The 25,455-nt window shown below is 33.8% G+C and carries 23 protein-coding genes and 1 pseudogene; 18 read left to right on the forward strand and 6 right to left on the reverse strand.

Features of this window, described 5'->3' with window-relative positions:
* The first annotated feature begins 125 nt into the window (after nucleotides 1–125).
* A complete protein-coding gene (locus Q8X41_RS18895) occupies nucleotides 126–524 on the forward strand; it encodes a MarR family winged helix-turn-helix transcriptional regulator (RefSeq protein ID WP_397537773.1) in 399 nt (132 codons plus the stop codon).
* 7 nt (nucleotides 525–531) lie between these two features.
* Entirely contained in the window at nucleotides 532–1,710 is a 1,179-nt protein-coding gene (locus Q8X41_RS18900) for an MFS transporter (RefSeq protein WP_397537774.1), read from the forward strand.
* 69 nt (nucleotides 1,711–1,779) lie between these two features.
* Here the strand turns inward: Q8X41_RS18900 and Q8X41_RS18905 are convergent, their stop codons facing one another.
* Complete coding sequence (locus Q8X41_RS18905) at nucleotides 1,780–2,175, reverse strand: ribonuclease HI family protein (protein ID WP_397537775.1); 396 nt, start codon at nucleotides 2,173–2,175, stop codon at nucleotides 1,780–1,782.
* Between the two features lie 89 nt (nucleotides 2,176–2,264).
* Here Q8X41_RS18905 and Q8X41_RS18910 point away from each other — a divergent pair, with 89 nt between their 5' ends.
* From Q8X41_RS18910 to Q8X41_RS18920, 3 genes are all read left to right on the forward strand, one after another.
* Nucleotides 2,265–2,459 (forward strand): zinc-finger domain-containing protein, encoded by a 195-nt coding sequence (locus tag Q8X41_RS18910; RefSeq protein ID WP_397537776.1) that lies wholly within the window; start codon nucleotides 2,265–2,267, stop codon nucleotides 2,457–2,459.
* 252 nt (nucleotides 2,460–2,711) lie between these two features.
* The gene (locus Q8X41_RS18915; RefSeq protein WP_397537777.1) at nucleotides 2,712–4,079 is read left to right on the forward strand and encodes an aspartate kinase; all 1,368 of its coding nucleotides are present in this window, start codon (nucleotides 2,712–2,714) and stop codon (nucleotides 4,077–4,079) included.
* 344 nt (nucleotides 4,080–4,423) lie between these two features.
* Complete coding sequence (locus Q8X41_RS18920) at nucleotides 4,424–5,731, forward strand: hemolysin family protein (protein ID WP_397537778.1); 1,308 nt, start codon at nucleotides 4,424–4,426, stop codon at nucleotides 5,729–5,731.
* Between the two features lie 40 nt (nucleotides 5,732–5,771).
* On the opposite strand, the gene Q8X41_RS18925 is transcribed toward Q8X41_RS18920, so the two are convergent.
* A complete protein-coding gene (locus Q8X41_RS18925; protein ID WP_397537779.1) occupies nucleotides 5,772–5,972 on the reverse strand; it encodes a cold-shock protein in 201 nt (66 codons plus the stop codon).
* 370 nt (nucleotides 5,973–6,342) lie between these two features.
* On the opposite strand from Q8X41_RS18925, the gene Q8X41_RS18930 reads away from it, so the two are divergent.
* The 5 genes from Q8X41_RS18930 to Q8X41_RS18950 all read left to right on the forward strand — a co-directional run bounded on the left by Q8X41_RS18930 (nucleotide 6,343) and on the right by Q8X41_RS18950 (nucleotide 12,246).
* Nucleotides 6,343–8,022, forward strand: a complete 1,680-nt coding sequence (locus tag Q8X41_RS18930; RefSeq protein ID WP_397537780.1) for a formate--tetrahydrofolate ligase — start codon at nucleotides 6,343–6,345, stop codon at nucleotides 8,020–8,022.
* Nucleotides 8,023–8,160: 138 nt separating this feature from the next.
* Nucleotides 8,161–8,790 (forward strand): HD domain-containing protein, encoded by a 630-nt coding sequence (locus Q8X41_RS18935; protein ID WP_397537781.1) that lies wholly within the window; start codon nucleotides 8,161–8,163, stop codon nucleotides 8,788–8,790.
* Nucleotides 8,787–10,685, forward strand: coding sequence for an ABC-F family ATP-binding cassette domain-containing protein (locus Q8X41_RS18940; protein ID WP_397537782.1), 1,899 nt, complete (start codon nucleotides 8,787–8,789; stop codon nucleotides 10,683–10,685). The genes Q8X41_RS18935 and Q8X41_RS18940 overlap by 4 nt, the downstream gene beginning before the upstream one ends.
* 18 nt (nucleotides 10,686–10,703) lie before the next feature.
* Entirely contained in the window at nucleotides 10,704–11,828 is a 1,125-nt protein-coding gene (locus tag Q8X41_RS18945) for a conserved virulence factor C family protein (RefSeq protein ID WP_397537783.1), read from the forward strand.
* A gap of 205 nt (nucleotides 11,829–12,033) precedes the next feature.
* Nucleotides 12,034–12,246, forward strand: a complete 213-nt coding sequence (locus Q8X41_RS18950; RefSeq protein WP_397537784.1) for a hypothetical protein — start codon at nucleotides 12,034–12,036, stop codon at nucleotides 12,244–12,246.
* Between the two features lie 207 nt (nucleotides 12,247–12,453).
* On the opposite strand, the gene Q8X41_RS18955 is transcribed toward Q8X41_RS18950, so the two are convergent.
* Nucleotides 12,454–12,648, reverse strand: a complete 195-nt coding sequence (locus tag Q8X41_RS18955; RefSeq protein WP_397537785.1) for a hypothetical protein — start codon at nucleotides 12,646–12,648, stop codon at nucleotides 12,454–12,456.
* A 284-nt stretch (nucleotides 12,649–12,932) separates the two neighbouring features.
* Between Q8X41_RS18955 and Q8X41_RS18960 the strand changes: the two genes are divergently transcribed.
* From Q8X41_RS18960 to Q8X41_RS18975, 4 genes are all read left to right on the forward strand, one after another.
* Nucleotides 12,933–13,496, forward strand: coding sequence for a GNAT family N-acetyltransferase (locus tag Q8X41_RS18960; RefSeq protein ID WP_397537786.1), 564 nt, complete (start codon nucleotides 12,933–12,935; stop codon nucleotides 13,494–13,496).
* 110 nt (nucleotides 13,497–13,606) lie between these two features.
* The gene (locus tag Q8X41_RS18965) at nucleotides 13,607–14,791 is read left to right on the forward strand and encodes a hypothetical protein (RefSeq protein ID WP_397537787.1); all 1,185 of its coding nucleotides are present in this window, start codon (nucleotides 13,607–13,609) and stop codon (nucleotides 14,789–14,791) included.
* Between the two features lie 680 nt (nucleotides 14,792–15,471).
* Entirely contained in the window at nucleotides 15,472–16,020 is a 549-nt protein-coding gene (locus Q8X41_RS18970) for a DJ-1/PfpI family protein (RefSeq protein ID WP_397537788.1), read from the forward strand.
* Between the two features lie 142 nt (nucleotides 16,021–16,162).
* Nucleotides 16,163–17,002 carry an alpha/beta fold hydrolase gene (locus tag Q8X41_RS18975; protein WP_397537789.1) on the forward strand — a complete coding sequence of 280 codons (840 nt, stop codon included), beginning with the start codon at nucleotides 16,163–16,165 and terminating at the stop codon, nucleotides 17,000–17,002.
* A gap of 391 nt (nucleotides 17,003–17,393) precedes the next feature.
* On the opposite strand, the gene Q8X41_RS18980 is transcribed toward Q8X41_RS18975, so the two are convergent.
* Nucleotides 17,394–17,759 carry a MerR family transcriptional regulator gene (locus Q8X41_RS18980; protein ID WP_397537790.1) on the reverse strand — a complete coding sequence of 122 codons (366 nt, stop codon included), beginning with the start codon at nucleotides 17,757–17,759 and terminating at the stop codon, nucleotides 17,394–17,396.
* Between the two features lie 915 nt (nucleotides 17,760–18,674).
* Here Q8X41_RS18980 and Q8X41_RS18985 point away from each other — a divergent pair.
* Entirely contained in the window at nucleotides 18,675–19,829 is a 1,155-nt protein-coding gene (locus tag Q8X41_RS18985) for a cation:proton antiporter (RefSeq protein WP_397537791.1), read from the forward strand.
* Nucleotides 19,830–19,991: 162 nt separating this feature from the next.
* Here the strand turns inward: Q8X41_RS18985 and Q8X41_RS18990 are convergent.
* Nucleotides 19,992–20,545, reverse strand: a pseudogene (locus Q8X41_RS18990) (NAD(P)H-dependent flavin oxidoreductase); the annotation flags it as partial.
* Nucleotides 20,546–20,796: 251 nt separating this feature from the next.
* Here Q8X41_RS18990 and Q8X41_RS18995 point away from each other — a divergent pair.
* Nucleotides 20,797–21,519: a ZIP family metal transporter gene (locus Q8X41_RS18995; protein WP_397537792.1), complete on the forward strand. Its 723-nt coding sequence runs from the start codon at nucleotides 20,797–20,799 to the stop codon at nucleotides 21,517–21,519.
* A gap of 798 nt (nucleotides 21,520–22,317) precedes the next feature.
* Nucleotides 22,318–23,358: an LCP family protein gene (locus Q8X41_RS19000; RefSeq protein ID WP_397537793.1), complete on the forward strand. Its 1,041-nt coding sequence runs from the start codon at nucleotides 22,318–22,320 to the stop codon at nucleotides 23,356–23,358.
* 132 nt (nucleotides 23,359–23,490) lie between these two features.
* On the opposite strand, the gene Q8X41_RS19005 is transcribed toward Q8X41_RS19000, so the two are convergent.
* Nucleotides 23,491–23,730, reverse strand: coding sequence for an ATP-binding cassette domain-containing protein (locus tag Q8X41_RS19005; protein WP_397537794.1), 240 nt, complete (start codon nucleotides 23,728–23,730; stop codon nucleotides 23,491–23,493).
* Between the two features lie 511 nt (nucleotides 23,731–24,241).
* On the opposite strand from Q8X41_RS19005, the gene Q8X41_RS19010 reads away from it, so the two are divergent.
* Nucleotides 24,242–25,330 (forward strand): transglutaminase domain-containing protein, encoded by a 1,089-nt coding sequence (locus Q8X41_RS19010; protein WP_397537795.1) that lies wholly within the window; start codon nucleotides 24,242–24,244, stop codon nucleotides 25,328–25,330.
* Nucleotides 25,331–25,455 lie beyond the last annotated feature (125 nt).

The following is a 25,455-nucleotide window of genomic DNA, read 5'->3' on the forward strand; positions in this document are numbered from 1 at the left end:
TATTGTATTAATACAATGTTAGCGATTTCATTTTTGTGGTATGACAAAAACTATTTACAAATATAAAACTTAGGAATACACTAATTATAGTTATTTACCTAGGTAAATAATATACGGAGGACATTATGAACATTATTTTTCACGAAATCTTTCAAACGACACGACAATTCACTAACAATTTAAATACTGTTTTAAAGGACTATGGTTTATACAATAGCCAATGGTCTATTTTGTTTACGGTGCATCAGCATAAAAAGATGACATTAACAGAAATATGGAAGTATTTGAATGTTGAAGCACCAACTGTAACAAGAACAGTTACAAGATTAGAACAACTTGGCTGGTTAGTACGACATGATGGAGAAGACCGTCGTTCGAAGATCGTTACATTGTCGGAAGAAGGACTTAAAAAGTATCCAGCAGTTGAAGCAGCTGTAATACAATTTGAAAATTCAAGTGCCAAAGGATTAACTATTGAAGAACAACAGATGTTTTTGTCTCTCTTACGAAAATTGAAGGGATGATGATTTTTTGGAAGACCAAAATAGAATATGGACGAAAAGATTTATTAGCTTATTTTGCACGAATATGAGCGTGTTTTTTGTATTTTATGGATTAGTTTCTGTACTCCCACTATATACGACAGGAGAGCTTCATCGTTCAGAGGGTGATGCAGGGTTACTCCTTTCAATCTTCTTGCTTTCTGCAATTCTTATTCGACCATTTACAGGGAAAGCCCTTGATATAGTCGGAAAAAGAAAAATGCTATTAATGAGTTTGATCCTCTATCTAATTACAACTCTTTTATACATCTTTATAAAACCATTCTTGTTACTACTCATATTGCGTTTTATTCAAGGTATTTCTTTTAGTATCTTAACAACTGCAAATAACTCAATTGCAGCAGACATAGTGCCAAGATCACGAAAAGGTACAGGATTAGGATATTTTACAATGTCTCTAAACTTAGCAGTAGTATTAGGGCCATTTGTTGGGTTACTTGTCATTCAATATTTAGATTTTGAGTTGTTATTTATTATAATGAGTATTGTTGTTATATTAGGTGGTCTATGTGCAATGACTATTAAGTTAGATGATTTGCCAGTTCCACCAAAATCGGATAAATTCTCTTTTACACTTTCTGATTTATTTGAGAAAAAGGCTTTACCATATGCATTTTTTGCTTGTTTTATTGCAATTTCATATTCAAGTGTTTTATCCTTCTTATCAGTTTATGCTAAGGAACAACATTTGATGGGAGTAGCTAGCTTGTTTTATCTAGTGTATGCAGCAGCTATGCTTCTAACACGCCCAGTCACAGGGAAACTATATGATACGAAAGGCCCGAAATATGTTATAATCCCTGGATTCCTTTTCTTTGTACTTGGATTATTGACATTAGCTTCAGTAAATGGGCCTGTATTGTTTTTAGTAGCGGGTGTTTTGGTTGGTTTGGGGTATGGTGCATTGGTGCCAAGTTTTCAATCACTTTGCGTTCAATCAACAGAACATAGTCGAAGTGGTTACGCAACAGCCACTTTCTTCACTCTATTCGATGTAGGGATTGCACTTGGATCGTGGTTGCTAGGAATTGTAGCAACGCATTATCATTATGATGCTGTTTATGTAGTTGCAGCAGTAGTAGTCTTCATTACATGTTTAGTTTATTTTATAAAAACAATTCGTAAGCCACAGCATCAAACAATTTAAAAAGGTAATAATAAGGATTGAACTTAGATGATTTAAAGTTCAATCCTTCTTTCTTTATATAACTGCCACTCAATGTTGTTTTCCTTTTTGGATCCCTTGTCTAGCAAGTGCATCTGCAGCTTTATTTTGTGAATCTGGAATCCATTTGATAAAGAACAAATCAAATTGTCCTGTTAGTTTCAATGCAGCTTCTAAATAAGGTTTATACTCTTCATTTTTTACAAATTCTTTTTCAATAGAAGCAACTACGATTTTAGAATCAGAACGAACAGAAATTATACCAGTAGTTATCTTTGCCGCTTCTTGCAATCCCCGAATAAGAGCCATAAATTCAGCAACATGATTATTTGTAATACCAATGGGTTCACTTATTTTAACTTGGTGACCCTCGCCCTTTATGAAAACGCCAATGGCACTGGGACCTGGATTTCCTGCACTTGCAGCATCAATATATACTTCTAACATCTCATCACCACTTCCAAGTTCTATACTTGCATCTTAACACATATCGGTAGTAGAATAGACAAATACTGCAAATGAGGTGATTCACTTTGATGGAGCAGGTCACCATCGTAAAAGATATCGATGAACTGTTAGGAAACTATTGCGAAGGCTGTTTAGTTAAAAAACAAATGCGAAAAGAACGTGGCAAAGCAGGTGCTCATAAATTTTGTATTGGATCTTGCACAGTCGGTGAGCAGTTACAGTTTTTAGGTCAAGAATTATTAAAGTCTTATACAAAATCATAATAATCTAAAACATAGATTTTTTGTAAAAAACACCATAAGTTTTCTTATGGTGTTTTTTTAAATGTTGTAGAGAAAATCTAAAGAAACGAATATAATTGTATCCTAGATATTTTGAAAAATGATCAATTGTATAAATTTAGAATAGTAATTTAACTAAATGTATTGACTATTTTTAATATAATCTGTACACTGTGAAAAAACAATTGTTTGCTATAGGGGTACAAAAGAAAATTAACGTAAGGATCTGATGAGATGAAAGTATGTAAATTTGGTGGAACTTCAGTCGCTAGTGCAGAGCAAATTAAAAAAGTAGCTGCAATTGTAAAATCTGATGTTACTCGAAGATTTGTAGTAGTATCTGCACCAGGTAAACGATATAGTGAGGATTTTAAAGTTACTGATTTATTAATTGAATTAGCAGAAGCAATTATTGCAGACATCAAGTATGAAGAAAAACTGCAAAATGTGGTTAATCGGTATAAAGAAAATGCGGAAGGCTTAGGCCTTGACCCTTCAATTACTGAAGAAATTGCAGCAGATTTACATGCACGAATTGATAAGGCTTCCAAAATTAGTGAGGAATATTTACTTGATACATTAAAAGCAAGTGGCGAAGATAATAATGCCAAAATGATAGCGCAGTTTTTTAACAATATTGGTATTAAAGCAAAATATGTTAGTCCTAAAGAGGCGGGACTTATTGTAAATAGTGGACCTGAACGAGCTCAAGCTCAGCCAGAAGCTTATGCTAATCTAAACGCTCTAAAAAATTCTGCAGAAGTAATCGTTTTTCCAGGTTTCTTTGGATATACTAAAAACGGTGTATTACGTACCTTTGATCGTGGAGGTTCTGATATTACAGGATCAATTTTGGCAGCTTCTGTTCAAGCTAGTCTGTATGAAAACTTTACAGATGTGGATTGTGTATATAGCGTAAATCCGAATGTGATAACTAATCCTTTAGAAATTGAAGAAATTACATACAGAGAAATGGGAGAACTTTCATATGCCGGTTTTTCTGTATTTCATCATGAAGCACTAATGCCTGTGGTTAAACTAGGTATCCCAGTTAACATTAAAAATACAAACAATCCTCAAGCAGAGGGAACAAGAATCGTTTCAAACCGAAAAGAAAATCTTCGACCAGTTACAGGGATTTCAGCAGACTCTGGATTCTCCATTTTATATGTAAGAAAATATTTGATGAATAGAGAAATAGGAATTGGGCGTAAATTACTTCAAATCTTAGAAGAAGAACAGATTTCATATGAACACACACCATCTGGATTGGATGATATTTCGGTTATTATTCGTACCCACCAATTATCACCTAAGAAAGAAGAACGAATTGTTAATCGTGTTTATAGAGAATTACATGCAGATGATGCATACTTCCGCCACGGTTTTTCGATGATTGTTGTTGTGGGAGAAGGTATGAAAAATAATACTGGTTTAGCAGCACGAGCAACTGCAACTATTTCAAAAACTGGTGCGAATATTGAAATGATTAACCAAGGGTCGTCAGAAGTAAGTTTGTCATTTGGTGTCCAAGAAAAATTTGAAAATGTGATTTTGCAAGCATTATATAATGAGTTTTTTGCAGTTGTAGCTGTAAGATAAATATTGTAAACAAAACGCCTTTTAATTAAGGTGTTTTTTTATAGGCTCTGTTAAATGATATTGTTGATTTTTTATTGTATTCTTACTTGAACGAAAGGCGACGGCTCCTGTGGGAAAGCGGTTCCTTCCGTAGCGAAACGTATGAAACATTAATAGCGTTGTTAAACAAATTCTTTTTATAAGGAAAAGTGAATTCTTTTATAATTTTTAGAAAAAAATAATATATTAATAACAGCTTTAATTTGCTTTTTTAATATGATTTCCTATAAATTTAGAATAGTAAGAAAAAATAGGAGGTGAATTCTCTACGTTGAAAAAGTGTATTTGACGTAGAGAGACCGTATTTGGACATTGAAATAGCCAGTAATTTAGTTCTGTTTGTTATTTTAATTGCGATGACCGGATTTTTTGTCGCAACTGAATTCGCAATTGTAAAAGTGAGGACAACGCGAATCGATCAGTTACTCGCAGAGGGCAACAAAAAAGCGATAAAAGCGAAAAAGGTGCTAACACATCTAGATGAATATTTATCTGCATGTCAGCTAGGTATTACTATTACCGCACTCGGCTTAGGTTGGATTGGCGAACCAGCAGCAGATAAACTATTGCGTCCGCTTTTTGAAGCAATTGGTGTAGAAGGAAGTACAGCAACTTTGCTGTCCTTTATTGTTGCTTTCTCAGTTGTAACGTTTTTACATGTTGTAGTAGGTGAATTAGCACCGAAGACTTTTGCGATTCAACAAGCAGAGAAGATTACCTTGAATTTTTCAGGGGTGTTAATACTTTTTCATAACATCATGTATCCAGTAATCAAATTATTAAATGGATCAGCGAGAGTTTTGACGAGTATTTTTGGCTTGAAAATGCAATCCGAAGGAGAAGAAGTTCATAGTGAGGAAGAATTACGTATGATTTTATCCGATAGCTATAAGAATGGTGAAATCAATCCTTCCGAATATAAATTAGTGAATCAAATCTTTGAGTTTGATGAACGGATTGCAAAGGAAATTATGGTGCCTCGAACTGAAATTGTAAGTTTTGATAAGGAAACAACATTAGATGAAGTTTTTGAGTTGATGAATTTGGAGCAATATACACGTTATCCAGTTACTGATGGTGATAAAGACCACGTAATAGGAATCGTTAATATGAAACAGCTCTTATCAGCGCTTATTATAGATGAAAAAAGCGGATCTAAAACAGTGCAGAATTATATCCAACCAGTTATTCGTATTATTGAAACAGTCCCAATTAACAATCTACTAGTTAAATTTCAAAAAGAGAGAATTCATATGGCCATTTTACTTGATGAATACGGCGGCACATCAGGACTTGTAACGATAGAAGATATTATTGAAGAAATTGTTGGTGAAATTAGAGACGAGTTTGATGGTGATGAATTACCAGAGATTCAAAAAGTAGCAGAAGGCCATTTTAGTTTCGATGGTAAAGTATTGCTTAATCAAGTAAATGATATGTTGGGTGTACAAATTGATGAGGAAGCGATTGATACAATTGGTGGCTGGTTTATGTCACATCAAGATAATGCAAAAGAAGGAGATTTCTTTGAAGCAGACGGTTTTCAATTTATCGTAAATGAAGTGAATAAGCATCAAATCGTCAGAATTGAAGCAAAAAGGGTAGGGGTATAGAAAAAAGCTATTCAGTCATTCGACTGAGTAGCTTTTATATTTATAATTTAATTACATTTGCCGCTTGGGGACCGCGGTTTCCTTCGATAATATCGAAACTCACATTTTGTCCTTCATCTAAAGTACGAAAACCTTCTTCTTGAATGCCAGTGAAATGGACAAAAACGTCATCACCATTATTGTACTCAATAAAACCATAGCCTTTTTCGTTATCGAACCATTTTACTTTTCCGTGGTGCATTCGCGTTCCTCCCAACAACAAAATTCAAATTTTCACATTTATTAAGCATTAGCGGCAAGTCCAAACATCCACTTCGACTTCAAGACCCAGGTGTGAGACAGGAAAGTAAGGAATCAACTGTCCGTAAAATCTGATTTGTTTACTAACACTTCATAGGGGACAAGAAAATCCACACGGAGTGAAGTTTCACTTCCCCCAATAATAAATGATGGATAAACTATACATGATTATATAAAAAATGTCAATTATTTGTCGATACTTAGCTCTAATTGCTGAATATTCTATTTTATAGTATGGTTAGGTTAGTAAGAGGGTGAGGATCAATTATAAAGCTCATCTATAATTTTTGAAACGGAAAGAAGGAACCGCTGTGTCAAAAACTACCCAACCTTTATCAGATTTAGAAATCGCAAGAAATGCAACAATGCGTCCAATAGCAGAAATTGCAGAAGTTGCAGGTATTCCAGAAGATGCTCTAGAGCTTTATGGGAAATACAAAGCTAAAATCGATGTTAGTAAACTATCGCAATATACACCAAATGCAAAAGTAATTCTTGTTACTGCAACGAATCCAACACCAGCTGGAGAAGGAAAATCGACTGTAACTGTTGGGCTTGCAGATGCTTTACATAGATTAGAACAAAATGTTATGGTCGCTCTGCGGGAACCTTCATTGGGACCTGTTATGGGGATAAAAGGTGGTGCCACAGGAGGTGGTTACGCTCAAGTATTACCTATGGATGATATAAATCTTCATTTTACTGGCGATATACACGCAATTACAACTGCAAATAATGCACTATCAGCATTAATTGATAATCATATTCATCAAGGAAATATACTTAATATTGACCCACGCCGAATTATTTGGAAACGTGTATTAGATATGAATGATCGTGCTTTACGCCACATTGTAATAGGTCTAGGTGGTCCTGGACAAGGAACACCACGTGAAGATGGTTTTGATATTACCGTTGCATCTGAAATCATGGCAATTTTCTGCTTGGCAACAGACCTTCAAGATTTGAAAAAAAGACTTTCTGATATTGTGATCGGCTATACTTATGGCAAAGAACCTGTCTTTGTTCGTGATTTAGGTGTTGAAGGAGCGCTAACTCTTCTATTAAAAGATGCGTTCAAACCAAATCTAGTCCAAACAATTGAAGGTACTCCAGCCATTATTCATGGTGGTCCATTTGCGAATATTGCACATGGCTGTAACTCAATCCAAGCAACGAATACTGCACGCAAGCTTGCTGATATCGTTGTGACAGAAGCTGGATTTGGTGCTGATTTAGGTGCTGAAAAGTTCATGGATATTAAAGCTGTTCAAGGAAACATTAAACCAGATGCGGTAGTAATCGTAGCAACGGCACGCGCATTAAAAATGCATGGCGGTGTTGATAAAACAGAACTAAAAACAGAAAACGTTGAAGCGATTAAAAAAGGCATTACAAACCTTGGAAAACATATCGATACTGTTCGTCAGTTTGGTGTAGAGCCGATTATTGCTTTGAACCGTTTTATTACAGATACAGAAGCAGAAATTGAAGAAATTATGGAATGGTGTAATGATCAACACGTTAAAGTGGCTCGCACAAATGTCTGGGAAGAAGGCGGTGCAGGCGGTATAGAGCTTGCAAAGGCAGTGCTAGAAGTTGTAAATAAAGAAAATCACTTCAAACCAATTTATGATGTTACGGATTCAATTGAACATAAAGTACGTTCAATTGTTCAAAAGGTTTATGGTGCTCAAGATGTGAAATTTACAGATAATGCACAAAAACAAATTGCTGAAATCGAAAAATTCGGTTGGGATTCAATGCCAATCTGTATGGCAAAAACGCAATACTCATTGTCTGACCAACCTAAATTACTAGGTCGCCCTGAAGGATTTACCATTACAGTCCGTGAACTCATTCCAAAGCTTGGTGCTAAATTTATCGTTTGCTTAACAGGTGATATTATGACAATGCCTGGTCTTCCTAAAGTACCTGCTGCATTGAAAATGGATGTAGACGAAAATGGCAACGCAGTAGGATTATTCTAATAATCAACTAGAAAGACTATTTCCATTGCAAATTTTGTAGTGGAAATAGTCTTTTTTAGTGAATTCATTCGTCAATGCACAATGATCGTGTATTTCTCGGTATAATAGAACTACTGCAAGAAAAGGAGTAATTTAATTATGAATAAAGTGGAGCAATGCGAACAATTTGTAAAATCCATTTACGAACAATTTGACGCTAGTCATGATTTTCAGCATATTGAACGTGTCATGATGAATGCAAAAGCAATTTTAAAAACAGAACTATCAGCTAATGAAGAATTGGTCCAATTAGCTGTTTTATTACATGATGTAAGTGATCCAAAGTATACCACTGGAAAAGAAAATGAAATAACAATTTTAAATCAACTGGAGTTAACGCAAGAAGAGATTCAACAAATTCAAGAAATAATTGCTGCTGTATCATTCCGCGGGGGTAATGAGCTTGAGGCAAAATCACTAGAAGCAAAAATTGTACGAGATGCGGACAGACTGGATGCGATTGGTGCAGTAGGGATTGCAAGAACTTTCGCATTTGGTGGAGCGAAAGGACGTAAGTTGTATGATGTGAAGGAAGAATCTCGTCAGCAAATGACAGAAGAGGAATATCGCAAAAAAGAAACGGCATCTGTTACACATTTTTATGAAAAGCTTCTATTGTTAAAAGATTTAATGACTACAGCTAAAGGAAAGCAATTGGCTGAAGAACGCCATCAATTTATGGTAGACTTTTTAAAACAACTGAAGTTAGAAAGAGAAGGGGAATTATGAGTCATTTAATCGTTTCAAATTGTACAAAAACAGTGGGCGATAAAACGCTATTTGAAAATATCGAATTTACGATCGTTGAAGGAGAAAGAGCTGGTCTAATCGGTATTAATGGTACTGGTAAGTCTACACTAATGGCAATTTTAGCTGGCGAACTTGAAGCGGACACGATTGATTTAGATCGTCCCAATAAATATCGTGTAGCTTATTTACCACAAAATCCTGAATTTTCACCTGGGGAAACCGTACTACAAGCTGTCTTTGCTGGGGATTCTCCAATTTTAAAGCTAAATCGTCAATACGAAGAAACAGTAATTGCACTAAGCCACAAACCAGAATCTACTACTTTACAGGAACAGCTTTTCCGTTTGCAACAACAGATGGATCAACAACAAGCATGGGATGTCAATGCCTTAGCAAAAACAGCCTTAACAAAGCTTGGCATTGAAATGTTTGAAGAACAAGTTGTCAATCTTTCAGGTGGACAACAAAAAAGAGTTGCTTTAGCGAAGGTTTTAATTGAACCGGCAGATTTATATTTACTAGACGAACCTACCAACCATCTGGATGTTCAATCAACTGAATGGTTACAAGATATGGTTTTACGTTTAAAAGGAGCAGTTATTTTCATCACGCATGATCGCTACTTCCTCGATGCAGTTTCAACACATATCTATGAAATTGCAAATCAAACATTATACAAACATAACGGAAATTATGCTGCATATTTAGAAGCAAAAGCTATACGACAAGAAATGGCCGTAGCTACTCAAGCAAAAATGCGGAACCGTTATCGATCAGAGTTAAAATGGATTAGACGCGGTGCTCAAGCTCGATCTACGAAACAAAAGGCACGGATCCAACGTTTTGAAGAGCTTTCCGAAAATCTAGAACATAAATCAGATGATATGAACCTAGAACTGGGACTTGCTACTTCTAGATTAGGAAAAAAGGTAATTGAGGCCAATGATATATCAAAGGGCTATCAAGATAAAAACCTTCTAGAACATTTCTCTTTCCTTTTACAACAAGGGGACCGAATTGGGATTATTGGGGCGAATGGAGCGGGGAAAAGTACATTATTAAACATGCTTGCTGGCAATATTACTCCAGATAAAGGTGTAATTGATGTAGGTTCAACTGTTCGGATTGCACATTTTACCCAACACCTTCCTGAGATGAATGCAAATCAACGGATGATTGAATACATTCGTGAAACAGCAAATGATATTGAAGACGCTACAGGCGAGCATCATTCAGCTGCTTCTATGTTAGAACGCTTTTTATTCCCATTACACACTCATGGGACACCAATTGGTAAATTATCAGGCGGAGAAAGAAAACGACTATATTTACTAAAACTTTTAATGGAACAACCAAATGTGTTATTGCTAGATGAACCGACAAATGATTTAGATATCGAAACGCTTTCAGTTTTAGAAGATTTCATCGAACAATTCCCTGGGGTTGTTGTGACCATTTCACATGATCGTTTCTTCTTGGACCGTATTGCAAAGAAACTATGGGTATTTGATGGTCATGGTGGTATTGAAGAAAGCTTAGAAATTTATAGTGATTATCTTGCAAAACAATCACAAATTCAAGCCTTACCACATGTAAAAGAAGAAAAAGTAGAAAAAGTAGAAAAAGTAAAAGAACCAAAAGTAAAAATGCAAAAGAAAAAATTATCATTTAAAGAACAAAAAGAATGGGAGACCATCGAAGAGGAGATTGCCAAAGTAGAAGAAGATATAATGGCTGCTGAAGAAGGTGTTTCAGGAGCTGGTTCAGACTTTACCTTGTTGCAGAATTTGACCGCTGAATTAGAAGAATTAAATGCAAAATATGAACACCTTATTGAAAGATGGGAATACTTACAAGATATCGTGAATGGTTAAAGATAGGGAGGAAACATAATGAAAATAGTTACAATTGAACCAACTCCAAGTCCAAATACGATGAAAGTAATACTTGATCAGGAGTTACCATTTGGTACTGCGAATAATTATAATGATAAAAACAAAGAAGAGGCACCAAAAGAAATTCAAGAGATTTTAACCATTGAAGGCGTCAAAGGTGTCTATCATGTTGCAGATTTTCTAGCAGTTGAACGAATTTCTAAATACGATTGGGAAAATATTTTAGCAGCTGTACGTAATGCATTTGGTGAACAAAATGAAACAACATCGGGTGAAAAAGTAGATGAACATTATGGTGAAGTGTATGTTCATGTTCAAATGTTCAAAGGCATTCCACTTCAAGTGAAAGTTTTTGATAGTCTGTCTGAACAACGTTTTGGCCTAGCAAAGCGCTTTATCGATGCTTTTAATCAAGCGATGCAAGCCGATGAAAATTATATTTTACAACGTAAATGGGTCGACTATGGTGTTCGATATGGAGAAAAAGAGGATATTGGCCAAAGTATGGTCGATGAATTAGAAGCAGCATTCCCAGAAAGTCGTATAGTAGAACTGATTAATGCGAGCGATCAAAGAGCTACTGTTGCACAAAACAAACGAAAAATCACACTGCAAGAATTTGATGTGGATGATTGGGAAACTCGTTTCCAATTACTTGATCAAATGGTTGATCCAGAAGTAGACGATCTACCTTTACTCCAAAAAGCATTATTAGATGAAAAAATGTCCGTTAGACGACTTGCAACAGTCTACCTTGGTATGATTGAAGATAAAATGGTTGTTCCAATTTTAGTCCAAGCATTACAAGACAAAAGTGCTTCTGTTCGCCGTACTGCAGGTGATTGCATCAGTGATTTAGGTTTTGTAGAATTTGAACCAGCTATGATGGAAGCATTAAAAGATCGTAACAAACTTGTCCGTTGGCGTGCAGCAATGTTCTTATATGAAACAGGTACTGAGGCTTGTTTAGATGCGCTAGAAGGAGCAAGTAATGATCCAGAATTTGAAGTGAAATTACAAGTGAAAATGGCGATTGTTCGTATTTCACAAGGACAAGAAGCAATGGGCTCAGTATGGAAACAAATGACTGAAGCGCGTACAGTAACGAGAGAACAAAAATAGCATTAGTAAATAAACTCAAAAAGAGTAAGGAATAATTCATTATTCCTTACTCTTTTTTCTAGTATAAGAAAAGATAAATATCTTTTTTATTATTGACATTAAGAAGAAAGAATCAATATAATATGTTATATAGTAAGTCTATAGTTATACCTAAAGCTTGTAGAGATTTATTAAAATAGGCATAGATGGAGTTAGGGGAGTCGCAATGATTTGTGGTAAATGTAATTGTGAAAAGAAAAATATCCATATTTCAAATAGCTATCAAACGAACAATGGGGTTATCAATGTTATTAACATTCCAGCATTAAAATGTGATTGTGAAACAACAGTCCCACAATTTGTTTTAATGGAGATTCAAACGTATTTTGAAAAAAGCCATAAAGCGGGAATTCATCAAATTCAATTTGAGGATATCTAATTTCAATATATAGGTGAGGGGGCATTATAGTTAATTTTGACTTTTAGGTGCTTTTTCAATAAAAGGGTGATGCTCTTATTAGAATGAAGATAGCCTAAGTCCGCACATCCTGTGTCCCCCCACAAGCTATACAAAGCCCTAATAAATAGTGGCCTTTCAGCTTTCGAATGAGGGGGTGGCGTGCGTAACTGGATCAATATAACCATCTTAAGAATGAATCATATTTTCTCCTCGGCGGCGTCCCATAGCTGAATACATAGCATAACTTGAGTAAAAGGATGCAACACTCATTATCCCTAATAACCACCGGATTTCAATACTATAAATCGGTGCAATAATTCCTGCAGCCAATAAAACAATACCTAATACCAAAAGAAAAATAGCCGTGTTAAGATCCTTCATTCACAACATCTCCTTATGCTTTTGTCCCACTATTATTTCTACATTTATAAATCTTAAACCTTCTTTTTATCTGAATTTTTACACAATTAAATATTGAGAAGAACAAATTAAATAATTGTAAAGTGATTTTTTATTTTTTAACATCAAATATTTGAAAATGTGTCTATTTTATGACTATAATTATAGCTATCCAATCAGAAATGGTTACGGTTTTCGATAATAATACATAAAGGTCGAGAAACCAGCAACATTGGAGAAAATATTACTTCAGGGAGGTTTTGAAAATGGTATGTATTAATTTAGTTCCTCATGATGTAAATTACGCAGAAGAAATATCTAAAATGACAAGTATTCCAGAAGTTCGAAAGGCACTTGGAATGTCTGATGCACAGTGTTCTGTTGCAGGAACAAGAGATTTTATTAGACTAATGCAATTAGAAGAACGACTAGGCCAACAACTTTCCCGAATGATTTTCAATGAAAAAAATCAATTGATCGGTGTTATTACATTAAAAGGTATAGACGAAGAACAAAAACTATGCCATATAGGTACATGGTTAGGGCGCCCTTATTGGGGAAAAGGATATAATCAATTGGCCAAAGTAGAAATATTAAAGATTGCTTTTGAAAGATTACATTTAAACTATGTTTTTGCAGGAGCACGTTTAGAAAACATTCGTTCACAAAAAGCTCAAGCAAAACTACCATATATAACTTTACATGTAGAACGTCAATTTTATACCGAATGGAAAAAATTGGAACAACAAGAACGCACACCTTGTATGCTTAATGTTGTACGAAAAGAAGATTTTCTAAATTGGTATTATCAAGATGTTGTTGCAGGTTAGGCCGATTCTCTAAGTGGAATCGGTTTTTATTTTTACACAAATTAATCTGAAAATATATGGTAAAATAATAGTATATATTATTGATTCGTGTAAATTTATGGGAGGATTCAATGAAATTGAAAAAGAGTATTATTTTTGTTGTGATGATTGTGCTATTAATAGTCGGTATATTTGCATTCAATAGTTATAAAAAAGCATCAAAATTAAATGGTGCTACTCTTACAATTAGAGATTTGAAACAACAAAATTTTTTAAAGAAGCAACAAGCTGTTCTTTATGCCTCATCTACAACTGAGGTTTTACAAAAAGGGAAGGGCGATAGCCGGGTAATTTTTATCGACCAACAGGGAAATGCACGGGGGTTGAAATTATCGGGTTTAGAAGACGGTAGTACATATTTCAATACCGATGAGCTTTTAATAGAAGAATCCAATCGACTAATGCTACTTGGAGATAAGTTGAATATTTATGATTTACCTTCCGAAGAATTACGTGGAATACAAACAGGGTATCTTCCGAAAACAAAACAATTTTATAGTCTTTACAATACAGGCTTTAGTACAAAACATGACTATAAAACGGTAATTCGTTTTGGGGAAGAAGGAGACTTCCATATTTCACAAGTTCCACATTTCGTATCATCTGTGGGGCAATTATCAGATCGAATCATTGTGTTAACGCAAGATTTAATAACTGGAGAGTTTGCTTTACAGGAAGTACAACTTAAAAAGGAAGCAAAAACTAAAAAATTACTAGATCTACCTTTAGAAAATGCAGCGGATTTAGATGCTTTAACACCTGTAGTAGCAGATAAACACAATTTCTATTTCGTCATGACAAATTATCAAGCAAATAATCGGGAAGATTTAGAATTGGTGATTGTAAACCGTGAAACAAATAAAGTGAAGACAAAACCTTTTATTAAATATCGCGCTGAAGATCAGGTTACAAATGCTTTACCATATAATTTTAATCGCTCAGCTTATGTAAACAATGGTCATTTCTATTATGCAAATGGATTAGGTGAGGTTTTTGAATATAGCGATGCAACCGGGAAAACTCAGAAGATATTGCAGTTACACCATGAAAAAAAGGGGAATAGAAGATTTGGACAAGTAACTTTTAACAACAATCAAATATACTATATTTACTCAAACGAAGACAGGGAGTTTTTCTTAGAGACATATGATTTGCAGTCAAAGAAAAAGATAAAAGTACAAGAGATTAAAAATCTCGAATCCATTTTACCAATGGATGATAAGAATTACTTTTTAACCAGTCTAGAAATTCTATAATATGAGGCTAAATAAAGGCCTAGCGATTTCTATTCTCGCTAGGTCAATTTTTTTATATATTTGAATCAATTTCATAAATACTTTTCTAGCCCCAAAAAACGAATATTATCTAAATATAAAACCCAATAATTTGGATTATACTTCAAATATACTATATGCTTAATATGCCGCTCCAGATGGCGCTTTCCGCGGGCGAGCGTTGAGCCTCCTCGGAATCCTTTGCTCCTGCGGTTACTCGTCGCAGTTAAAAGAGTGCTCCTGCATCGCTTCGCTAGCTTCGTCGCAGAAAATTCTTTTTGTGGGGAAAAAAGAATTTTCACTGCGGGGTCTCACCTTTCTCGCATTCCCGCAGGACTATGAATGGACCTCTCTGAATCAACATCGCACGAAGGAAATGCGAATGCATTTTCGAGGACTCGCCATCTTCCGCTACTAGACAATATTCTAATAGTTATAGCACAAACAATTCCTTATTTAATGTTCGCGTTTTATATCAAAATTTCGAATTATGAAATTGATTCATTTAAATTTATTTGTTGAATTATTTTATTCTCTCTTTTGTTCATAATCATAGAACAGTGTTCATGAATCTGTCATTTGTAACTTCACTTTTATAAAGGATTTTGAATGCATATGTCTAATTCTATTAGCGTAAATTATTTTGATGGAGGGATGACAAAATGACAAAGAAAATTTTAATTTTAACCGGGGATGCAGTAGAGGCTTTGGAAGTGTATTATCCTTATTTTCGCTGTCTAGAAGAAGGCTTTGATGTAACGATTGCTGCTCCAAGTGTGAAAAAAATTCAAACAGTTGTTCATGATTTTATCGATGGTGTAGATACGTATACAGAAAAACTAGGCTATGGATTAGATGCGAATGCTAGCTTTGAAGAAATTAATCCAGAAGAGTATGATGGGTTGATCATCCCAGGTGGTCGTGCACCAGAGTATATTCGCCTAAATGAATATATACCAGGTATTGTGAGTCATTTCTTTGAGACAGATAAGCCAATCGCAGCGGTTTGTCATGCTGCTCAAATATTTGCAGTAATTCCGGATATCATTAAAGGACGTGAGCTGACTGCTTATATTGCATGCAAACCAGAAGTACAAGTTGCAGGTGGTACTTATATTGAAGAGCATCTTCATTCAGAAGGAAATCTTGTAAGTGGTCATGCATGGCCAGACTTACCAGGCTTAATGAAAGAATTTTTGAAAAAATTATAGAGTTGAAGCCCTGATTGATTATTGCAATCAGGGCTTTAAATTTTGTGGTGGTAAAATAGTACATAAATACAATATTTTTCATTAAAATAATTTACTATATAATTTAAGTGTTTGAAATTACTATTCAAAAGGGGGATGTATAATGGGAAAAGAATTTTATGAATGGGGAAATCCTAAAAATGCAACAATTGTCAGTTTACACGGAATGGGAAATACAGGGTTAACGTTTGGAGAGTTCTCTAAATTTCTTGATGGTTACCATATAGTAGCTTTTGATTTACCAGGCCACGGACATGCTGAAAAATGTAAAAAGAATTCAGATTATCGCCCCTCGCGATTATCAGAAAAGATTCATGAAAAGCTAAGCAACTTTGAAAAGCATTCATTTTATCTAATGGGTCATTCTTTAGGAGCGAATTTAGCATTATATTACGCAGCTAAATACCCAGAAAAGTTAAAAGGTATTATTTTATTGGATGGCGGTTATATTACACCATCTGAATTGGGTTCATTAAAAAAACAACTACAAGAATCCGAACAATTTTATAATGAAACACGTTATGATTCTTGGAAATGCTTTATAGAATCAGAAAAAGAAGAAGTTTTGACATGGTCTAAGGAGATAGAAGAAGCTTCTCGTGCACAAGTAAAAGAAGTAGATAATGAAATTCGATTAGCTATAGAATTAGATACGATTCAAGCGTTAATTACGGGCATGTTTGAAGAGCCAGTAAAAAATATTTTGGAGAAAATCAAAGTACCTATCTTGCTATTAACAGGTTCTGAACCGGAGGAACTAAACAATGTAAGAGAAGCTGCTTGCAAGGAATTTCAGCAATTAGCTAAATCAGTCACCATAACAAGTATTCAAGATGCGGGACATAGTTTGTATAGAGAACAACCTATTTCAGTAGCTCAAAATATAAAGAAATGGATTGCCAAAAATGAAAGTGGACAGTTAAGTAGTGCTAATACTAAGTGAGTGTAAGTTAATTTATGGGTAGAAAAGTGTAGAAAACAATAATCCAAACAAGTCATGCTATCCAAATAAGTACTTCAGTTGTTAATAAAACATTACAATTGAAGTGCTTTTTTAGAAAAAATTTAATTCTGATATTATATGAATCAATTTCATAATACATAGTAAATATGTTGAAATGTTCGTATTTAAAAACAGAAAATGGATATGTGAAATTGATTCATACGTATATTTTTCAAATAATAAGTTTGAAAATTGGGATCTAAGACCTGGAACTATAAGCAATCGAGAGAAAAGCAGAGATCAGAATATCGTTTTAGGAGTAATCTTGAAGTATTTAATTTTGTATAGACAATGCAATATTGATAATCAGTATTTTATGATTGAAAAGGATTTAATCTCTATTATGTAAATTTTCTAACTTTGATAAAAGACAATTTAGTTTCATTTTACGTATAGACAATTCTTTTTCTATACTTTCAATTTTCCTTATATTTCCATTTATTTTATCTTGAATATCTTGAAGTAAACTAGGTGAATGAAATCCAGCAGAACGCTTTATGTGAAATATAGTTTGAATCTCTCTTATAGTAAGCCCTAATGATTCCATTTCTTTAATGATATAAAAGTCATTCATATCTTTTTCAGTATAATCTCTCTTATCACCTTTCGTTAATGGTTCTATTAAGCTGAGTTCTTCATAATATCGAATTGTATCTTTTGTAGATTGAATTTTTTCCAAAAATTCTCCTATTTTCATTTTTTCTTCTTCCTCACTTTGAATAATAGTAAATTCCATTAAAATTTATCATTTAGATTAAGCATGAATGGATGATTGTTTATTTGTATTTTAAAATTTAAGTAGGGTATTAATTTAATCCTTTAGTATTTGTCAAAGTTATTGCCAACTAATTTCAACAAATGAATTAGTAATTAATTTACGTAAGTAAGTCAATTTCATAAATGCTTTTCTAGTAAAATCAAATATTTAAATATTCGAAAATTATAGGTGTTATCAAATCATAATCTATCAACTTTTTGTCTAAAAAATCGTTCATTGGATAGTTATGTATTTCTGAACCTCTAATTCGCTTTATTAATTTTACATATTTCAACTTTAATAATTCTTACACTAAAGATAAAAAACACCCAAGTAATAATATACCAAATAAAGTGTGTATTTTACAATTCGAAATATTCGAAAAATATATTATTTAAAAAATGAAGGATATGAACAGATTTTAGTTGAATAGTTCTCTAATTTAAATTAGAGAACGCCTGAACAAGAACATCTGTTCTTATTATTGCATAACAGGTACTGCTTTGGCAAATCTGATTCAAGCTTTAGTATTTTTCAACACTCTTATAGGAAACGCTAAAAAATACCCACGTTTTAAATCTAAAAGTTATTTAATTAGTTGTAACTTTTTCCATGCCTCAAATGATTAATATATGAAAATGGAACAGAGGAGCGTGAGATTTTGAGGTAGAATATAAGAAGTTTTACTTGTTTACGAGTTATCATTTTACAAATAAAATAGTATCCTGTAATATATAGTTAAATCAAATATTTGAACGTAACACATGGAGGAGTCAGTCAATCTGGCACCGCCATGTGTTTTTTTGTGTAAAAAGCGCCAGCGCTGGCTAAATTTAAAAAAGAGGGGGCAATAATTTGTTTATTCTTCAAATTGTAATCATTTTATTCGCAACGAAAATTGCGGGACATATAAGTGTAAGGCTTGGTCAACCATCCGTTCTAGGGAAAATTATTGTTGGGATTATTTTAGGACCAGCGTTACTGGGCTGGGTACAGGATACGGAAGTACTAAAGGCCTTTAGTGATATTGGTGTGCTACTCTTAATGTTTCTAGCTGGTCTTGAGACAAATTTGGAAGATTTAAATCGTAATAAAAAAGCTGCATTGCTCGTGGCAGTTGGTGGCATTATTGTGCCGATTATTTTGGGATACTTTGGATCTGTTTATTTTGGATTGTCTACAGCGGAAAGTATTTTCATTGGATTATTATTATCTGCAACATCTGTCAGCATTTCAGTACAAACATTACGAGAATTAGGTTGGCTAGATAGTAAAGAAGGTGCAACTTTACTTGGAGCGGCTGTATTGGATGACATTATCGTAGTCGTACTATTAGCTGTTGCGATGAGCTTCTTCGGTGGTTCTGATGTGAGCATTTCGTTATTAATTGTGAAGAAAATTCTATTCTTTGTGGTTATTATTTTGGCTTCGAAATGGTTAGTACCGAAATTCTTGCAACTTTTTGCGAAGCTTAAAGTAACTGAAACATTATTAAGTGGTGCATTAATCATTTGTTTTGGATTTTCTTATTTTGCGGAGTATTTAGGAATTGCAGGAATTATTGGTGCCTTCGTTGCTGGGATTGCCATTTCTCAAACAAATTTCAAAAAGAATATTGAGAGTAAGGTTGAACCAATTGCTTACGGTATTTTCGTTCCTATATTCTTTGTTAGTATTGGGTTATCAGTATCATTTAAAGGGATAGGGGATCAATTAGGACTTATTCTTGTCTTCTCACTAATTGCAATCCTTTCAAAATTCATTGGATCAGGACTTGGAGCTCGGTTATCTGGATTTAATACGCATTCGTCGATGGGCATAGGGGCTGGCATGATTTCTCGCGGGGAAGTAGCTCTAATCATTGCTGCCACGGGACTGGACAATAAATTATTACCGGAAGAATACTACACACCAATGATAATTGTTGTCGTAATAACAACAATTGTGACACCACCTCTATTGAAAATGATTTTTGGAAAAGCTACAGCTGAGAATGAACTAAGAAATTAAACATTTAAAAAGAGCTATTCTGAATTGTTTAGTTGTTAGAAACAGTTAGAGTAGCTCTTTTAATATATAGTTCTGTAAATGGATACTGTTAATTTTTTTCAAAATACCAACATTCTGAATAGATAGTAGAATGAAATGCTCAAATTCATTTCTCAACGATGTTTACTGATTTCCCCATTTACTTCGTATTATCTCTGCCTCATCAATCATATGTTTCAATAGCTCTGAAACAGTTGGAATATCATGAATCATACCAGTTATTTGACCGCCAAAGCCAAAAACTTCTTTCTGTATACCAACATAAATCCAACGTTTGTTGGCAGCTCCAGAAATATAATCTTTTATTGCTTCATATGAAGGAGTAACTTTTCAACATCTAGTATTTGATTAGCATAGTTACTACGTAAAACTCTTGCAGGTGCTCCAATTGAACGTTTAATAACAAGCGTATCAGTCTCTGAACCATCGATTAATGCTTGTTTATATGAGGAGGATGCATGAACACATTCTTGCGTTGCGATAAATCGTGTCCCCATTTCTATTCCCTCGGCTCCTAAAGCATGCGCAGCCATCCAACCATGACCATCGCCAATTCCTCCAGAAGCAATGACAGGAATTTTAACGGCATCTACTACTTGTGGTACGAGAACCATTGTGCCAATATCATCTCGTCCTAAATGGCCACCACCTTCATGTCCAACAACAATAACTGCATCAAGCACCTTTCATCGATAGCGACTTCCACACGCTCTTCATATCCGATGTGATTCTTTTATGCATCTTTCTTGACTGGAAGGTGGCGAGACCCATGGAAAGCGTCCGTCAGTAGCAATACTAATAATATTTCAACTGTATTATTTAACAAAGCCCATAAAAAAGATTATTCAATTTACTTTTTAATCTATTCCCCCTGAATAAATCCTTTTATTTCCCCATAATGTGTATAGTCAAGATATGGAGGGATTATATGTATTATGTAGGAGCTGTTGGTTTTATGGCTACAGCAGTAGGCTTTGGTCTAGGAGGAGTATTAGCTATATTTTTTAAAAAACTTCAACGAAAAATCTCAACAATAAATGCTTTATGTACTGGATTAATATTAGGACTAGTCTGTTTAGAGATAGCACCTGAAAGTATACATTTAGGAGGAAAGATTGTCTTTATAATTGGAATTCTTTTGGGTATTTTGGGATTTTTTAAAATACATGAAATCTCACATAAATTTACAATTTCAACGGAAAGTCTACAAAAGGATCGATTAATTCAAACCGGATTACTATTGGCTATAAGTATTACGATTCATAATTTTCCACTAGGTATAGCATTTGGAGCAAGTCAGAATGTTGGTATTAGCAAGCCTATCCTTCAAGCTCTTATTCTGCATAATATTCCTGAGGGTATCGCGATGTTTATTCCACTTTTTTTAGCAGGACTTCGATTTAAAATGTTCTTATTAATTACAAGTATTGTATCTTTACCTGTTGCTTTAGGATCGATAGTAGGAAGCCTAATAGGGATGAAATATCCTCTGTTGTGGTCATTTATTATTAGTTTCGCGTTAGGTATTATTGTAATCGTCACTATTAAAGAAATCTTCTTTGAAGCCGTAAAACACTCTTCATTTGGACATGCTTTATTCTTTGTGGGTGTAGGTATTTTTATAATCTGGGGATATATGACGTTTATTTAGATTAAGTTAAAGTAGTTCTAATTAAAACCAGGACAATTAATTTTGGTGCTGGTTTTCGTCGTTTTTGTTATAATAGGTTTATTAATGAAAAAATTCCAATTATTTAAACAAATGAAACGGAGTGGTCTTTATTTCGAGGATAAAACTTTGTTTTGAAAAATGAATGATAAATTTACAGTTAAACACTGACAAGCTACAGCTATTTGGCTATATGCTATTTGTTGAAGCGTTTTTAGCTATTGGAGATTTTAGTTTGTTTCTAGCTTTTCCAGGGCTGTTTTTTTTGCTGATATTCATTAATGTGGTACTTATTTGTAAAAATAAATGGTGGTCAAAAGTAGAAAGATTTATTATCACACATAAACGAGCTTTAACACTGGTGTTATGCCTATATTCGTTAACAATCTGTTTGCACCTTATTAATATAGCAATTTTTTTATAAGTAAATCAATTTCATAATTCAAAGATTTAATATAGAGCGGAAGATGGCGAGTCCTAGAAAATGCATTCGCATTTTCTTCGTGCGGTGCGAATTCAAGGGAGCTCATTCAATGTCCTGCGACGAGTAACCGCAGGAGCACTCTTTTAACTGCGACGAGTAACCGCAGGAGCAAAGGCTTCCGAGGAGGCTCAATGCTCGCCCGCGGAAAGCGCCATCTGGAGTGGCATATTAAATAAATACTGGAAATGAAAACTTATCCGATTTTTGAGTTGTTTATTTAGAAAATATTCGTATTCTTAAACCGAAAATGGCTTTCTGAACTTGATTCAAGTCTATAATTATAAGGAGAATTTTTTATGGGAAATAGTAGAGTCGCCCTAAAACGTAAAAGAAAAAAATACAAGGCTTTAAGGTGGATTATTGGAACTAGTATAGTATTACTTTTAGTAACTATTAGTTACGGTGCTTTTGCCTTTTTTAAAGTGAAAAATGCTTTAGATCATTCAACGGTTAACTTACAACGAGAAAATAATCGTTCTGAGCTTAGGGAAGAGGATGTCACTTTTAGCAAAGATCCTATTTCCATAATGCTATTAGGAATTGAAGATTACTCTAGTAAGAAAAAAGATGGTAGAGCAGATACGCAAATCGTACTTACATTAGATCCTAATACAAAGGAAATGAATATGGTTACCATTCCTAGGGATACTAGAGTGAAAATCGAAAATGCAGGAGAATATACGGGAATACATAAAATAAACTCTGCGTATACCTATGGTGATATAACTGGGTATGGTGCAGCGAAACTTCAAGTAGAAACAGTAGAAAAATTATTAAATATACCAATTGATCATTTTATTGCGGTTAACTTTGAAGCTTTTCGCGATGTAGTGGATGCACTTGGCGGTGTTACAATTGATATCAAAGAAGGATTTTGGGAAAAAAATATATATGATCATAATAAGAAAATTAACTTCAAAAAAGGACAGTCTCACCTTTCTGGAGAAGAGGCTCTCGCTTTTGTAAGAATGAGAAAAAGAAGTGTTGATGTTACTTATTCTCGTGATGAGAGACAAAGGCAATTTTTGGAGGCAACAATTGATCAAGCAATGACTGCTGGCACCATTTTTAAAGTGGGGCAATTGTCAGATATACTCGGAAAAAATATTGAAACAGATTTATCGATGAATGATCTATATGCATTACAAAAGCAATACTCAAAACTAAAAAGCCTTTCAATTAATACAATCGAAATAAAAGGCGCTGATCAAAAAGTTGATACAATTGACTATTATATTCCAGAGAAGAAAAGTTTATATGAAGTAAGTAGGACATTACGAAGTGTTCTCAAGTTAGATAAAAGTAAGTTTGTAACAAATGCAGATATTGTTCAATAGGGTACTCAATTAATCAGTTTAAAAGCTATAAAGTTAGTTAGGAAAAAATAAATCAATTAAATAGGTAGTAATTTAAATCCAATGTGGGCATGAGTTCGGGATTCTACCGGGCTCATGCCTTTTAACTGATTTCTAAGATTCAACTTTTTGTTTTACATAAAAAGATGTCATCAGTTTTTGGACTAGCTGCAACTGTCCTTTTGAGGGCATTAAATTAGCTTGTATCAGCTGCAATAACGTAGATTTTTCGGCGCCATTTTTTCCAATAACCCCAATGATTTCTCCTACTTGAATGGAAGCATTTATGTTTTCAAATAACAGTTGATCCCGAAATTGAAAGCTAATATTATAGAATTTTACAAGTTCCTTCATATATGGTATCCCTCTCTTTAAAGGGGGAATAAAAAATCCCCCAAGTTAATTTGGAAGGATTAGTCTAATTTTTTGGTAACATAAATAAGCCATTTAAATAAATAGCTTAACTTGTTTATAGAAAATGGGCAGACTAATCCTATTTTTTAGAAATTGAAATAATGGAATTTCAATAGTTAAAAATAAGATTAATTAATCATCGTCCACCCATCGTCCCTTCTTTTATGAATGTCACCATTATACCGTTATTTTACCAATTACCAAAAGAAAAAAGATAAAATGCTTTGTCAAATTGGAAAGTACTAGAATAATATGTTTAGAAGCAATAACTTTCAAATCAAAATACACAGTCTAGACGTAATACTTTTGTCTAGGCTGTTTTTTAATTGGACTTTGTACCATATATTACTTGTCCAAATCAGAGATTTTGGCCTTATAGTTATTATTATAGTAAACATAAAAATTAAATTCGTTTATTAATAGATAAACACAATTGAAGGGAGAAAAGTGGATGAAAAGATTTCTTGCATTATTACTAGGAATCTTAATCTGTCTAGGGGGAGCAGGATATTGGCATTATAATGTTTATGCTAATGACAACGTTCCAGCGATAACAACAGAACAACAATTAAAACAAGAAGTATTAAAGAATCTAGATCAAGTGAAACTGGAGTTTACAATTCCAACGAAGCTTCCAATATACAAATCCAAAGAAGCAGAAAAAATGTTCAAGGATGTTATTAACGAAATAAGTTCTACCGGGAATTATGGATTCGGTAACCTCACTGGTTATTCATATTATATTACTTCTAATATGGGATTTATCCAAATAAAAGTAGAAGCTTATTATTTAACAACACAAAAACAAGAACAAGAGATTAATAATAAGGTAAAAGAAATTGTAAAAAATAATCATTTGAAACAAATGACTGATTTTGAAAAAGTTTATTTTGTCAATAAATATTTGGCACAACATATTGCATATAGTTCTGATGCAACAGATGGGGGACATTCTGCATATGCAGCATTATTTGATCACAAAGCTGTATGTCAAGGATATGCATTAGCTGCTTACCGATTGTTGACAGAAGCAGGTGTTGACACAAGATATATTACCGGGCAAGTTCACGGAGAAAACCATGCGTGGAATAAGGTTAAAGTAGATGGGAAATGGTACAATCTAGATATTACTTGGAATGATCCAATGCCTGACCGTGGGGATCGATATCGATTAAATTATTTCCTAATTACTGACCAACAATTAGCCAAAGACCATACATGGAACTATCGTTCTGAAAATCCTGCAACAAGTAAGAAATATGAATTCTTAATGAATGCACAAGCCTTCACAATTGATAAGAATTCAATTTACTATACTATGCCAAATGATTCGCATTTCTATAAATGGAATATGAAAACTAATAAGAAAACTGTATTATTCCAAAACTATATGCCACTTAAAAGTATTCAAGTTCATGATAAATGGCTTATTTTAGAAGACTTTAATGGAGCTACTGCAAAAGTTAAAACAGATGGTACAAATTATACAGGATTTACAGAAACTGTTGTAAATAATTGGGTGAACTCTTTGAAAAATTGAATAACTCGAATGACCGTAGCTATTTTAAGTTAAAATGCCTTCAGACATTAATTTGTCTGGAGGTTTTTTTGCTATCAAGATGTTGAAAGTGTTAAAGAAATTCTATTTATTTTTTAGGGGGAACA

The organism is Rummeliibacillus pycnus (genome assembly GCF_044359855.1).
Taxonomy (GTDB): domain Bacteria; phylum Bacillota; class Bacilli; order Bacillales_A; family Planococcaceae; genus Rummeliibacillus; species Rummeliibacillus pycnus_A.

What these genes read in the sequence shown, in the direction of transcription:
- Q8X41_RS18895 (WP_397537773.1), top strand. Translation starts at nt 126, where the DNA reads ATGAACATTATTTTTCACGAAATCTTTCAAACGACACGACAATTCACT.
- Q8X41_RS18905 (WP_397537775.1), bottom strand. Translation starts at nt 2,175, where the DNA reads ATGTTAGAAGTATATATTGATGCTGCAAGTGCAGGAAATCCAGGTCCC.
- Q8X41_RS18910 (WP_397537776.1), top strand. Translation starts at nt 2,265, where the DNA reads ATGGAGCAGGTCACCATCGTAAAAGATATCGATGAACTGTTAGGAAAC.
- Q8X41_RS18915 (WP_397537777.1), top strand. Translation starts at nt 2,712, where the DNA reads ATGAAAGTATGTAAATTTGGTGGAACTTCAGTCGCTAGTGCAGAGCAA.
- Q8X41_RS18925 (WP_397537779.1), bottom strand. Translation starts at nt 5,972, where the DNA reads ATGCACCACGGAAAAGTAAAATGGTTCGATAACGAAAAAGGCTATGGT.
- Q8X41_RS18935 (WP_397537781.1), top strand. Translation starts at nt 8,161, where the DNA reads ATGAATAAAGTGGAGCAATGCGAACAATTTGTAAAATCCATTTACGAA.
- Q8X41_RS18940 (WP_397537782.1), top strand. Translation starts at nt 8,787, where the DNA reads ATGAGTCATTTAATCGTTTCAAATTGTACAAAAACAGTGGGCGATAAA.
- Q8X41_RS18945 (WP_397537783.1), top strand. Translation starts at nt 10,704, where the DNA reads ATGAAAATAGTTACAATTGAACCAACTCCAAGTCCAAATACGATGAAA.
- Q8X41_RS18950 (WP_397537784.1), top strand. Translation starts at nt 12,034, where the DNA reads ATGATTTGTGGTAAATGTAATTGTGAAAAGAAAAATATCCATATTTCA.
- Q8X41_RS18955 (WP_397537785.1), bottom strand. Translation starts at nt 12,648, where the DNA reads ATGAAGGATCTTAACACGGCTATTTTTCTTTTGGTATTAGGTATTGTT.
- Q8X41_RS18960 (WP_397537786.1), top strand. Translation starts at nt 12,933, where the DNA reads ATGGTATGTATTAATTTAGTTCCTCATGATGTAAATTACGCAGAAGAA.
- Q8X41_RS18965 (WP_397537787.1), top strand. Translation starts at nt 13,607, where the DNA reads ATGAAATTGAAAAAGAGTATTATTTTTGTTGTGATGATTGTGCTATTA.
- Q8X41_RS18970 (WP_397537788.1), top strand. Translation starts at nt 15,472, where the DNA reads ATGACAAAGAAAATTTTAATTTTAACCGGGGATGCAGTAGAGGCTTTG.
- Q8X41_RS18975 (WP_397537789.1), top strand. Translation starts at nt 16,163, where the DNA reads ATGGGAAAAGAATTTTATGAATGGGGAAATCCTAAAAATGCAACAATT.
- Q8X41_RS18980 (WP_397537790.1), bottom strand. Translation starts at nt 17,759, where the DNA reads ATGAAAATAGGAGAATTTTTGGAAAAAATTCAATCTACAAAAGATACA.
- Q8X41_RS18995 (WP_397537792.1), top strand. Translation starts at nt 20,797, where the DNA reads ATGTATTATGTAGGAGCTGTTGGTTTTATGGCTACAGCAGTAGGCTTT.
- Q8X41_RS19000 (WP_397537793.1), top strand. Translation starts at nt 22,318, where the DNA reads ATGGGAAATAGTAGAGTCGCCCTAAAACGTAAAAGAAAAAAATACAAG.
- Q8X41_RS19005 (WP_397537794.1), bottom strand. Translation starts at nt 23,730, where the DNA reads ATGAAGGAACTTGTAAAATTCTATAATATTAGCTTTCAATTTCGGGAT.
- Q8X41_RS19010 (WP_397537795.1), top strand. Translation starts at nt 24,242, where the DNA reads ATGAAAAGATTTCTTGCATTATTACTAGGAATCTTAATCTGTCTAGGG.